This is a genomic window from Streptosporangium sp. CA-115845, from assembly GCF_050943795.1.
GTDB lineage: Bacteria > Actinomycetota > Actinomycetes > Streptosporangiales > Streptosporangiaceae > Streptosporangium.
Window position 1 is genome coordinate 233,608 of the sequence record NZ_CP191987.1, and the last position, 12,499, is coordinate 246,106.

Here is a 12,499-nt window from a genome sequence, read left to right on the forward strand (position 1 = left end):
GGTGCACCCCCCGTGTGCGGTTCCGCGTGAGTCTGCGCAGCTCACGTGGTGGCGCGTACCGTCATGCGTGAGAGCGCGCCACGGTCGCGCCGACGCAGGGAGTAGCGACCATGCCTCGTTCGATCGCGAACCATGAGCTCGACGCGCTCATCGCCGAATCCGGGCTGTCTCACGCCGCGCTCGCCCGTCAGGTCGTGCATCTGGGGGCGACTGAGCACGGCCTGCGGCTGGCCTACGACTATCGGTCGATCGGACGTTGGCTCAAGGGCGCGGTTCCTGACCCGCCGAGTCCGGTACTACTCGCCCAGGTGCTGTCAAGGGCACTGGGGCGCGCTCTCACTGTTCACCAGCTCGGGTTCCACCATGGCGACAAGATCCGGCAGAGCCTGAGCATCTCCGCACGTCCGGCCGCTACTGTAAACGCGGTCACTGAACTATGGAGGAGCGCAGTGGAGCGCCGCGCATTCATGCATCACAGTGTCACCTTCATCGCCGCCGCGGCGATCGAAGCAGCTCTCGACTGGCGGGACGCTCCCGCGCAGACGCCACTGACCCGAACAGAAGGCGCCCGCGCTGCAACTGATGCCGATATTGATCGCCTACGCCAAGCTACGCGGGAATTCAGACAGCTCGACCACGCCCATGGCGGCGGGTACGCATTGTCCTGGCTGGAGCAATATCTCACCACCGAGGTCGACCCGCTGCTTCAGGGAAGCTACAGCGACTCGCTGGGCCGCGAGCTGTTCAATGTGTCCGCCACCCTCACGGACATGGCGGGATGGATGGCGATGGACGCCGGCCACCAAGGACTCGCACAGTACTACTACACCCAGGCCGCCGCGTTGGCCAAGCACTCTGGAGACACCGCGTACGGCGCCTACGTGCTGGGGAACTTGGCCACGCAGGCGCTGGTGCTGGGGGAGACCCGCACCGCTGTGCGGCTGGCCCGATCCGCACGCGACACCGGCGGCCGAGCCATCCCGGCCACCCTGACAGCCAGAATCACCGTCACCGAAGCGCGGGCTCACGCGCTGATCGGCGACTCCCACGAAACCCGCCACACGCTACGTGTCGCCGACCGGGCGATGGAGCGCTCCGCCCCAGACCAGGACCCCGAATGGCTGGGCGCGTTCAGCCCCGCCCACTACTGCGGCTCCGTCATGCACGCTCTGCGCGACCTCGGAGACACCGACGCCGCCGAACAGCAGGCCAGCGCCGCCCTAGACCTGCCCGCACGCAACGCCCGCACCCGCGCACTGCACGGCGTGCTGCACGCCAGCGTACTGATCCAACGCGGCGACCTGGACGGCGCGGTGGAGGCCGCCTCCCCGATCCAGCAAGACGCCGCGGGCATCAAGTCCAGCCGCCTGAACCTGAGGCTCGCAGAACTCGCCGAGCAATTCGCGCCGCACCGCGGGGTCTCGGTCATCGCGGACTACCTCGAAGCGGATCGGCACCGTTAACGTATCGCCAGACGATCGCGCCGACTCGGCTGGCGCGGTCCGCGGACACGGTCAGCGGCTCGAAATCAGTGACGCGCAGGATATTGGCCCCCGCGCTGCCTACGAGCACCTTGTCCACCTGCGCTGCCTCCAATGAGACAACCTGGTTAGCACTGCCCCACCAGGCCAGCATCGCAGCACTCCAGCCAGTGCCGGCCTCACGTGCGCGGTGGTGATCGCGTGAATCCAGCAGGTCGAGGACAGCCGACGTGAACAACCTGTTCCGCGAAGAGCACCGAAATCCATAAAAGCAGATGAAGAAGACGACAGACTATTGCGGTGAGTACGGGACATCTTCAAAAACCAGAGGTCCGCGAAAAGGCTATAGCCGCCCGATTTGCCGGAGAACTACGCCACCATCGACGACGGCTTGACCTGACCCCAGAGGAGTTCCTCACTTTTCGGGCCTACCAACTACTGCGCCTATGCCCCGATCCAGACCGCTGGGCCGACCAAGGGCAGCCGCCATGGGAAAAACTCGCCTCCTGGCGGCGAGCACTTCACATGGGCGGCTACGACCCCACCACTCCCGAGGACAACGCGGAGACAGAGCATCGAGGCGCCTTGTACAGCCGGTGCGTCCACGACGTACTCCTGAGCGAAGCCACCCGCTACCTGGCCGATTGGGCCCAGCACCCCGACGACCCCCGCGGCGTTCTCGCGCAAGCCCTCCAACGAGCCCAGGGTCTGCTCCACGATGACCTTGACCTGCTGGGCGCCCTGGCTGGCATGCTCGGCTGCAGCGCTTGGGATCGGCGCTGGCTGTATGCCACAGTCGCCTTCACCCCCGCCCCCGAGTTCCGCGTGCAGGGCCCCATACCCGACCGGGCTCTCGTCGACTACTTCGTGACCAAGCTGTTTCGGCGCAAGAAGTCCAGCTTCACTGAATTTACCGACGCGTGGCGAGTATTCACCGAGGTCCTGGCCGCCGTCGGTGCTGTCGACTGTGACCGCGCCTATCTGCGTGAACTCCTCAGTGACCTCGGTGTTCATGTCATCCCCGAAGACCGCAATCGTCGGCGCTTTCGCCTCCAGGGCTTGGTACTCCGATTGCCCGCCGAGCGCGACTCGGCGCTGGATGCCCTGTTTCATCGCTATGCACCAAACATCTGGACTGCGCTCGAAACGACGATGCTGCCGATCTGGGCACTGCGTAGAGAAAACGGAAAATAGGTCTATCTCGGACGGAAACGCCGTCCTGATGTTCTGTCTCAGCAATCGGGCGCTCAACGACAATCGGCCCCCGGTCATCGACTGTGACTCACAGCCGTTCGCGCCGAGGACGCCGTTTGAGCCTGTCGCCGTACGATCTCACCATCGTCAACGCCCCGCCGCCTGCACAACTGAGCGACGACCTTTGACACGGCCCGGCCGGGCGCGGGGTCGCTGAGGGGGCCCAGCCCGTCGCCCCAGGTGCCCTATCGGCCGATTTCGGCTCTCGCCGGCCAGCCGCGCCGCTAAGCGCCTATCCAGAAGTTCTGCACGTAACCGGGCGTGAGATCGCCAAGGCATGAGGGTGTTGACACGGGCCTCGCCGGGGGTTGGATCGAGGTTGCCACAACGTCCACCCACCGGCGAGGTCGTGGTCAGTATGCGCCCGCCCATCGTGTTCGCCAATGCCCCTGCCACCTCGATCGAGCAATTACACGCCCAACTGCGAGGTCACTGGCGGCAGGCGATACGCGCGGTGATGGTCCTGCTGTCGCTGCACGGCCTGCCGGCGGCGCAGATCGCCGACCTGCTGGACTACGACGCCGCCACGGTGCGCCGATGGATCGACCGGTTCAACCGCCACGGCCTGGCGGGCCTGGCCGACCGTCCCCGCCCGGGCCGCCCCCGCCTGGGCGGCGAGCACCTGATGGGCCGGATCGCCAAGCTGCTGGCCCGGCCGGGGCCGTGGACCCTTGCGCGGCTGTGGCGGTACCTGAACCGGCCCCGGTTGAGCAGGCGCACGCTGTATCGGCGGGTGCGCCTGGTGGCCGTCTGGCGGCGTTCCAAGCTGGTGGCCCGGGGCGATCCGGACCGGTGGCGGGTGGTGGCCGCCATCGCTGAGCGGCTGCGAGCGTTGCCGCGCGGGGCGGTGGTCTGGGCCACCGACGAAACCCACGTGCATCTGCTGCCGCACCTGCGATCAGGGTGGACGTTGCGCGCTGATCGCCCGGCCGTCGTCACGCCGGGTAAGAACCGGCAGGTCACCGTGTTCGGCGCCGTGGAGCTGACCACGGGGCGGTGGGTGTATCGGCTGGGCCGCCGGTGCGCGGCCGACTTTCTGCGCCTGCTGGATGAGGTGGCCGCCGCCTTTCCGGCCGCGCCGAAGATCGTGGTGATCTGCGACAACGACAGCATCCACCACGCTCGGGACGTCGTGTGCTATCTGCAGGCGCATCCGCGGGTGGAGGTGCTGTACGCAGCGCGCTACAGCCCGCACGACAACCCGGTCGAGCGGATCTGGGCCGCGCTCAAGGCGTTCATCGCCAACACCGCCGTTACCTGGCCCGGCCGTCTGCGGCAGGTCCATGCCTTCTTCCGCGCTCGTTCACCCGACCAGTTGCTGGCCACCGCCGCTCCGTGGACCAGCCCCTGGCTCCCGGCCGGTTACAAGCGGAACTTCTGGAATGCCGCTTAGTCTGCCGACGACGGCAACTGCAGGCCGCCCCGCCCTTGGACGTGGGGAAGTCGGTGCCCGTCATCCGTCGCAGCCGACGAGTCCTTCGGGGCCTGGGCGAGGAGAGCGCGCGTGGCAGAAGGTTCCGCGGTGATCTCGGCGCAGCCGAGGCAGGCGATGAGCGATGAGGCGATCGACCAGGCCTTGCGGGCACTGGCCCAAGCCGCCGAATACCTGCTGGCCGAGCACGCGGCCGCTGTCCGCCTGCAGGAGGAGTTGTCGCAGAAGGGTGAGCGCCGCTTAGAGCAACTCAAGGCTCAGGGGCAAACCTCCGGCGCTCTCATCCTCGATCCGCAGGAGTCGCTGCGGGCCCAGCGGGAGTTCATCGCTGAGCAGGTGGCCGATCAGCACGAGAGGGCAGTGGCCCTGTTCGTGTCCTGGTGGGCCGATGTGGTGGCCTGCGCCGCGGTGGCCGTGCTCGCTGGGGTGCCCTTGAGGCCGGCCCGGGTGGTGGCGGCTGATCCACACACCCGCATGCGAGCTGAGGATCTGGCGGCCTTGGCCCCTATCCCAAACAATCAGTGTGAGCTGGCTGAGGGAATGGATGGGGACCCGCCCGGCGGGGGAGATGCGCCCGGATCGGCGATGGTGGGCAGAGGGGACTTCGCTGCCGAACTGGGGTTGAGGATCACGCGCACTGCCGAGGGTGAGCCGATGCTGGCCGAAGACGAGTGGCCTGAGGCACGGCGGCGCCGTTTGTGGGGGCGCGCCTGGTTGGATCACCAGATGCCGCTGCTGCCCACCACCGCCGAACTCCTGCGCGTCATGACCGAGGTCGGCACGCCGGGGGAGACGGTGACCGCGATCTTCGATGCTGCCCACGCCGTGGACATGGCCTTGGCCGCAAAGATCCATTGCCGGGCGCTGGACAGGCAGCTAGAGAAAGCCGAGGAGCCAGAGGCTGTCGACAGGCTGGATGCCGAATTCAGCGTGTGGGGCAGGGCCGGTGACGAACTGCCCGCCGCGCTCGCCGCCTACGCCCGCGTACTGGCTGATCATCTGCCCGTTCTGCGCGCGGCGCGGGCAGGGCATTGTGAGGGCGTTGCCGGACGACCCTGTCCGGTCTCATCGAATCTGGTCCAAGCATGATCGGCATGAAGTCCTTGACCTGGGCCGGACCAGATTGAGTGAGACGACAGCTCTCGGCGTCGTCTCACTCAATCTGGTCCAAGTGTCGCGTTCTCTCCGTCGCGTCTCATCGAATCTGGCCCATGGCGTCACGATGCCCTGCCCTCGTTCCCGACGAAGCGGACAAACAATGCCACATCACCCTCGTAGGCCAGATTCAATGAGACACCGGGCCAGATTCCGTGAGACCGAACAGACCCGCACCGCATAACACCCCATAGCGGACTCTAGATGTCAAACCAGACAGAACATTCAATCTGTAGGGTCTGAGATCCGTCGGGGAGGGGCCGCTCAGATCCCTGGAAGCTTCGCCACTGCGGCCTTGGGGTCCACCGCAAGCACTCGGTCAGGGTTCACTACCGCGATCGGCCAGCCGCGTTCGCGGGCGATCGTGGCCACATGCGCAGCCGTCGCATCTGGGGTGATGTCACAGCGCTCTACCAGTTCGCCCGCGGCGTACGCGGCGGCGGCGTCCAGCGGTACGACGATCACTAAAGGCCCGCTGATGAATTGCTGCATCTGGTCGACGCGATCTGGCCCGTCTCGGCGAACCTGTTGCCAGGCCTCCGACAGGGCGCTGGCTGGGACGATGAACGTCAGGCTACGGGCTGCAGCCCGTTCGACGAAGGCCGCGGCATAGAAGTTGAGCCCGCCGCCGAGTTCGGCGAGAGCGCCAGGGTCCAGGACGAACCCACCGGCAGTTGAAGGGAAGGTCACGAGGCTTTGGACTCCGGCCAGAACTGGTCGATGAAGGCGTCGGCTTCCTGTAGCGCCTTCGGAGGCGGGGTGCCGACGAGCGAGCGTCGCTCGGTGACCCAGGCCCACTGCCCTTGTTCTCTTACCTCGATGTCACCCATGGCCCCAGAGTACTGCGCTGGGGCAGAGGACGCATCGGTAGTTAATGCCAGTCGAGCATGGTCTGCGGCCTCGGGGTGCTCTGATTTCATCGCCTTCGTATGCCGACCTTGGGCTCGCTCGATTTGCCCTTGCCTTTGTTCCAAGAGACCGAGGTTGACCATCGCCGTCGGCGCGTGGTCGGGATGACCGGACTCGATCGCCTGCAGGTACCAGTGCCGGGCCTGATCCACCCGCCCCTGCCCGATCTCCAGAATGCCGAGGTTGACCATCGCCGTCGGCGCGTGGTCGGGATGACCGGACTCGATCGCCTGCAGGTACCAGTGCCGGGCCTGATCCACCCGCCCCTGCCCGATCTCCAGAATGCCGAGGTTGACCATCGCCGTCGGCGCGTGGTCGGGATGACCGGACTCGATCGCCTGCAGGTACCAGTGCCGGGCCTGATCCACCCGCCCCTGCTCGCTCTCCAGAATGCCGAGGCCGAGCATCGCCATCGACATATTCCCGGGTTCGCAGGACTCGACCGCCTGTAGGTACCGATAACAGGCCTGATCCAGCTTCCCCTGATCCTCCTCCAAGAGGCCGAGGTGGATCATCGCCATCGGCGCGTGGTCGGGATGACCGGACTCGACCGCCTGTACCCACCAGTGATAGGCCTGCTCCCTCCTCCCCCGCTCGCTCTCTAGGACAGCGAGGTTGACCATCGCCGTCAGTGCGTGGTCAGGGTGGCCGGATTCGATCGCCTGCAGGTACCAGTGCCGGGCCTGATCCACCCGCCCCTGCTCGCTCTCCAGGAGGCCGAGGCCGAGCATCGCCATCGACATATTCGCGGGTTCGCCGGACTCGATCGCTTTCATTCGCCAGTGATGGGCTTGCTTCACCTGCCCCTGCTCCTCCTCCAGAGCAGCGAGGTTGACCATCGCCGTCGGCGCGTGGTTGGGGTGGCCGGACTCGGCCGCCTGCAGGTACCAGTCGCGAGCCTGCTCCACCCGCCCCTGCTGCTCCTCCAGGATGCCGAGGTTGACCATCGCTCTCGGAGCACGGTCGGGATGACCGGACTCGACCGCCTGTACCCACCAGTGATGGGCCTGCTCCACCTGCCCCTGCTCGCTCTCCAGGAGGCCGAGACCGACCATCGCTGCTGGCGCGTGGTCGAAGTGGCCAGACTTGACCGCCTGCACCCACCAGTGGCGGGCGGCATCATGGTCGTTACGGTCGTAGAAATGGCGGGCCATGGCGGCCAGTACTCGCGGAGTGATGATGGCGATGGGAAGGGCGTCCAGCAGGAGGGCGGCGGCAGCGGGGTTGTCGTGGTCCAAAGCGGTGTAGCCAAGTTTGAGCAGGTCACTCTCGTTCAGGTGGCACAGGGCGTAGTCCCATAGTGGCGGGCTGATGGGCCAGCCCGCTGGGGTCTGCTCGGTGGCCACCACGGCCAGCAGCGGGTGCGGCCGGTACGGGCCGGCGGCGCTGATCAGCTGCGGGCGCCCGGCTGACGCCTCGGTGCCCGCCCAGGCCAGGGCGCGGGTGAAATGCTTGGCCGGAAGCCGGGTGTGCGGGGGCAGGCCACTCATATGGAGGCGATAGCCCTTCCACAGCTCCTGCAGGGCTTTCCTGGTCAGTTGAGCGGGCATCTGAGCGCGCTGCCAGTCGGTGACCGCGCGCAGCAATGCCACCCGGTCGGCTGCCTGCTCGCCTGAGGTGGGGGTAAGGGTGTGGCGCAGTGTCTCCAGGGCGATCATGAGATGCCCCATCAGCACTTCCACCGCGACCTCGTCCACGGCTGGGACCAGTTCCTGGTAGGCGGGCTCGGCGCGGATCAGGTGGCGTTCGGCAGGAGTGATCATCCCCAACGTGAAGTGTATGGCGTGCTCGTCCAGCAGGGCGGGCACCGGGGAGGCGAGTCGGGCGGCCGGTTTCCCGTCGGGTCCGGTGAGCTCCTCGGTGTGCACGGTCGCCGCGATCACCACCTGCGGTGGTAGGCCGGTCAGCAGTGGTTCGGTGAGTTGTGCCAGGTGTTTGAGGCTGATCGCGTCCAGCCACACCACCACCCCTGAGCCCGGCTCCGCCCAGGTCGCGGCCCGCTCCACCATCACTGACAGCGCTATCTCCTGCTCGTCGGCGAAGGCCACCACCTTCCACGTCGGCAGCCCTTTGCGGAGCGCGTGGGCCAGGGCGTGGGTGGTGCCGGCCAGTCGTTCCCCCTGAACCACCACCAGTCGGCCTCGCCCGGCTTTTTGATCGGACAGGGCGGTCAAGGCGTCGGCGAGCAGGGCGTCGATCGGACGGGCGATGTGCGGCGCCAGCCGATGTGGGGAGGCGGCGAACCGGGATACGGTGACTCCGAGCTGAGCCAGCCTGACCTGCTCCAACCGCGGCGGCCCGCCCCGGGGGTCGGCCAGCCGTAGCGTCCCGGCCGGTCGGTAGGTGTCAAGTCAAGTGGGACATGGTGCTGCTGAGGCGTTAAGCGGCGTCCTCCTCGTCTGAGCTGCTGGTCAGGACGTCGTCGTTGCTGGGCTCGTTGATCCACGCCTCGGTGGGGAGCTTGGGCAGCGACGGCCGTTGGGTGAACCTCCGCGGGTTGGCTGCACGGAATTTCTCGATCGTATCCTCGCGTTTGTCTTGAATGGCTTGGGCGGTGCCGATGTGCACGGTGAACGGCGTGTGCAGCCCGATCCCCGAGTGGTAATGCCGATGGTTGTAGTATTCGAAGAATCGGTGGCAGAAGCTTCTCGCGTCCTGCGCCGACCCGAACACTTCCGGGAACACCGGGCAGTACTTCAGCGTTTTGAAGTTCGCCTCGCTGTAGGGGTTGTCGTTGCTCACCCTCGGCCGGGAATGCGACTTGACGATGTCCAGGTCGGACAGCAGGCTCGCCACCGATTTCGATGTCATCGACGTTCCGCGGTCGGAATGGATCGTCCGCGGTGCGAGCCCGCCGTTGGCCCTGATGCAGTTCTCGATGAACTGCTTGGCAAGCTCTCCTGATTCGCGGACGTGAACCTCCCAGTGCACCACGCACCGGGAGAAGATGTCGATCATCACGTACAGGTCGAAGTATTTGCCTCGCTCGATGGACGGCAGTCTGGTTATGTCCCAGCTCCACACCTCGTTGGGACGTCTGGCGACCATGTGCGGTTTCTTCTTGGCCTCGTGCCGGGCCTGAGCGCGCCGCTCGCGGACCAGGCCGCGGGCGCGCAGGACCCGGTACATCGTGGACACCGACGCCAGGTAGGTGCCACGATCGATCAAGGTCGCCCACACCTGGCGCGGCGACTTGTCTGCGAACTCCTTGCTGTTGAGGACTGCGATCAACTCCTCGCATTCCTCTTTGGACAGCGCATTGGGCGGGGAGGGCCGTACGGTTGCGGGCTTTATCTCCTTCGGTTGCCGTAGTCGATACAGGGTGGATCGGTTGATGCCGGTCAGCGCGCAGGATCGTTGGATGCCGACGTAGGGTTCGAGTTGTTCGCGGGTTTCGGCGCGAACCTCGGTCAGGAGTTGTCGGAGTCCGCGCTCTCGGACATCGTTTCCAAGAGCGCGTGCCATTTTCCCATGATCTCCAGAGCGGCCTCGGTCTGGGCGAGCTTCTTCTTCAGCCGGGCGTTCTCCCGTTCGAGTTTTTCTCGCTCCGCCTTCTCCTTGGCCCGCTGCCTTGCCATCTCTCCGGATGCGACCCGCTTTTCCCCGGAGACGCCCTTCAAGGCACCCTCGTCGCGCTGCCTGCGCCACAACTGGATGCTGGAGTCGTACAAGCCTTCGCGGCGCAAAATGGCACCCTTTTCGCCGGGCGGCGCCGCGTCGTACTCGGCGACGATCCGCAGCTTGTACTCCGCCGAGAAGTGCCGGCGCTTGGGTCGATCAGCCCGGGGCCCACCGGCCTCCAGGTCGTGCTTCGTCATCGTCACAGTCTGCTACACCCACGTCTCGCCCTACTCATGCCACACTGAGAACTTCCTCACCGTGTGTCCCACTTGAGCCTGGCACGGAGGGGGTTGCGGCCGACCACGCCACTGATTCCACCTGGCCGTGGCCACCGCCACCGCTGCGGCCACGGCCCACGGCCAGCTCCACGCCCCGTCGTTGAGCACCTGATTGCCGAAGGCGGCCATCACCAGCAGCAGTATCGCGCTAGCGTAGCCACCCAGCCGCACCCGACGACGACCATTCACCGGCAGCCTGCTCTCTCGCTCGGAATCCGCCCCTGAGTGCCCCTGCCACCCCACCTCAACGCGCCGATTTGACCGGCATGAATCGGTCAGACCGATGCCAGGACGAAACGCATCGCCGCACCAGGTCGGGTGTCAACGGATGTGTCAGCGATCCAGGCTCGCCGGTCCGTTCCTACTGGGCCGCCAATTCCGACAAACGGGTGCACCCTATTGCGTCACGCATCGCTATCAATACACTCTTCTTTACTGACTCATGACAAATCTTGTCATGAGCGGCACAGCATGTCGACCATCTAGCGGCGTCATGGCGAGGTTGCCCTGGTGCGGTGATGCGAAGGCCGACGAGAGGCCCTTCGGATCTTTCGCAAGGCCTCACCCGGGCGTCGACGGCGATCAGAGCGGGGCGTAACAGTGGGCAGATCTCCTGACGGCACCGGCGTAGTCGACTTGCTTGACCTGGCTGATCCCCCAGATGCAGCCCACGGCCTTCCTGGCGCCACCGTCGATCCCAACGCCCCGGAAGGCGATGACCAGCTAGCTGACGAAGTCGGCTCTGACCAGCAAGAAAACACCAGCAAACAGGTATTCGATCATCCCGAACCGGAGTTCTGGGATGACGAGAGCCCCGAAGATACCCGCCGCGGCCGGCGGCTCGCGGTGGCGGGCGCTGTGGTGGTGGTCATCGCGGGCATCGCCGCGGCGGTCTATCTTTACTTCAATCTTGACAGCTCGTCGTCACCGGAAAGCGCGCCTGCTCCCTCGGCCGCTGTTGACATCCCTGACCTCGCACCTGAGCTTGACGTGGCGACCTCTGCGCCGCCCCCTCCCCCGGTCGCCTCACCGCCGGTGCCCCCCGTGCGGGCGAGTCGTTCTCCTGCCGCGCCGGTTACGCCCCGTCCCCGAGTGTCGCTCACTTCACCCACTTCGCCGCGTTCTCCTGCGCCGCCGCGTCGCAATCCGCGGGCGGTGCTCCCCACTAGCGGCCCGACCGCTCCCCCACCCCCGCCGACGTGGGCCGGTGCACACTGGCCGATGTCACTGTCGGCCCCTCCCCCTCCTCCGGCCACCTCTCAACCGTGGCTGGCGCTGTCACATGCGGCGCTGGATCTGCGCTCGGCCGGTGCGGCATCGCTGGTCATCGGTGCGGAAGGCGGGCCACTGTCGTGGAGTGCCAGCGGCAGCACCGGGGTGGGGCTGTCGATGTCATCGGGGGTGCTGGCCCGGGGGGAAACCGCGACCCTGCTGGTAAGCGCTGTCACTCCGCCCATGGGTGGGCAAGCGCAGGGCTGCGGTCAGGTACGCCGCGAGACGGTCACGGTGAGCTGGACGGACGGCGTCACCGAGGCGGCGGTGAGTGATTCACGCACGATCATCGTCACGGTCGTCGGGCCATGCCGGTAAGCGCACGCGTGATGGTCGCCGCGCCGACGAGAGTCCGGCTATCGCATACCGGATTGTGGGTGCCCCACGGGCGGCTGCGCGTCACCCGCTGCCGCGATCACTACTGCGGCGGTTGGGGGTACCGGGCGCTGCTGACCCTTGATGGCCAGTTGGTGGGGCAGGTACGTGCCACCTCAGCCTCAACGCCTCCCGCAACCGAGGCAGGTGAGCACAGCGCGGTGTCCTTCCATCCCTGGACACCAGCCTTCACCGGCGAGGACCTGACGGCCTTCGCCGCTGCGTGTCAGCTGAACGGGTGCGCCGTGGCTTCACGGCAGGTGCTGGCACTGCTGGTGGAAGAGCACCGGGTGCAGCAGATGGTGCGCGGTTGCGCGGCCCGGGGCGCCACGTTGGCACGGTTCGCTCATGAGGACCAGATGCACTACCTCCCCCTTCGAGCACCTGTGGACGGCCCGCACCAGCGTGCGGTAGCGCTGGCCTACCTGGAACAGGTGAGCGGCCTGCGCGGCTCGTGGCTGATCTGGTCCGACGATCGATGGCAAGAACTCTCCGGCTTTCCGGCACCGCCTGCGGCAGGTGTCTTCCCGTGAGCAGCACCCTGCTCACCGGCGCCCACGTCGGCCCGCCCCTGCGGCCCGGCGAGCCGGCGGGGGCCGACCATCCGCTGCCCAGGCGCCTGTCTCCGACCTTCCCCCGTACGCGACGGACTGCCCTGCGCGCAGAGGTTTTCGCTGCCCGCTGCGGCCACGTCGCGTCCTGTCCCCCGCATTGGAGTGATC

Annotated in this window: 10 protein-coding genes; 6 read left to right on the forward strand and 4 right to left on the reverse strand. The window is 66.8% G+C overall.

All coding sequences use genetic code 11. The annotated features are described in order from the left end of the window. Positions 1–110 precede the first annotated feature (110 nt). The 4 genes from ACQP0P_RS01080 (at position 111) to ACQP0P_RS01095 (ending at position 5,256) form a co-directional block, all read left to right on the forward strand. Positions 111–1,463, forward strand: coding sequence for a hypothetical protein (locus ACQP0P_RS01080; RefSeq protein ID WP_433358589.1), 1,353 nt, complete (start codon positions 111–113; stop codon positions 1,461–1,463). Between the two features lie 543 nt (positions 1,464–2,006). Further along, on the forward strand, positions 2,007–2,675 hold the full coding sequence (locus ACQP0P_RS01085; protein WP_433358591.1) for a hypothetical protein: 669 nt from the start codon (positions 2,007–2,009) through the stop codon (positions 2,673–2,675). Between the two features lie 418 nt (positions 2,676–3,093). Next, positions 3,094–4,128 carry an IS630 family transposase gene (locus ACQP0P_RS01090; protein WP_433358914.1) on the forward strand — a complete coding sequence of 345 codons (1,035 nt, stop codon included), beginning with the start codon at positions 3,094–3,096 and terminating at the stop codon, positions 4,126–4,128. A gap of 111 nt (positions 4,129–4,239) precedes the next feature. Then, positions 4,240–5,256, forward strand: a complete 1,017-nt coding sequence (locus ACQP0P_RS01095; RefSeq protein ID WP_433358593.1) for a hypothetical protein — start codon at positions 4,240–4,242, stop codon at positions 5,254–5,256. A 330-nt stretch (positions 5,257–5,586) separates the two neighbouring features. Here ACQP0P_RS01095 and ACQP0P_RS01100 read toward each other — a convergent pair whose 3' ends face one another. From ACQP0P_RS01100 to ACQP0P_RS01115, 4 genes are all read right to left on the reverse strand, one after another. Then, the gene (locus ACQP0P_RS01100; RefSeq protein WP_433358594.1) at positions 5,587–6,012 is read right to left on the reverse strand and encodes a hypothetical protein; all 426 of its coding nucleotides are present in this window, start codon (positions 6,010–6,012) and stop codon (positions 5,587–5,589) included. After that, positions 6,009–8,519: a tetratricopeptide repeat protein gene (locus tag ACQP0P_RS01105; RefSeq protein WP_433358596.1), complete on the reverse strand. Its 2,511-nt coding sequence runs from the start codon at positions 8,517–8,519 to the stop codon at positions 6,009–6,011. The genes ACQP0P_RS01100 and ACQP0P_RS01105 overlap by 4 nt, the downstream gene beginning before the upstream one ends. Positions 8,520–8,610: 91 nt before the next feature. Continuing rightward, positions 8,611–9,696: an IS3 family transposase gene (locus ACQP0P_RS01110; protein WP_433358598.1), complete on the reverse strand. Its 1,086-nt coding sequence runs from the start codon at positions 9,694–9,696 to the stop codon at positions 8,611–8,613. After that, the gene (locus ACQP0P_RS01115) at positions 9,642–10,049 is read right to left on the reverse strand and encodes a transposase (RefSeq protein ID WP_433358600.1); all 408 of its coding nucleotides are present in this window, start codon (positions 10,047–10,049) and stop codon (positions 9,642–9,644) included. The genes ACQP0P_RS01110 and ACQP0P_RS01115 overlap by 55 nt, the downstream gene beginning before the upstream one ends. 1,302 nt (positions 10,050–11,351) lie before the next feature. Here ACQP0P_RS01115 and ACQP0P_RS01120 point away from each other — a divergent pair. Further along, on the forward strand, positions 11,352–11,720 hold the full coding sequence (locus tag ACQP0P_RS01120; protein ID WP_433358601.1) for a hypothetical protein: 369 nt from the start codon (positions 11,352–11,354) through the stop codon (positions 11,718–11,720). Between the two features lie 53 nt (positions 11,721–11,773). Next, positions 11,774–12,310, forward strand: a complete 537-nt coding sequence (locus ACQP0P_RS01125) for a hypothetical protein (protein ID WP_433358602.1) — start codon at positions 11,774–11,776, stop codon at positions 12,308–12,310. Positions 12,311–12,499: the final 189 nt, after the last annotated feature.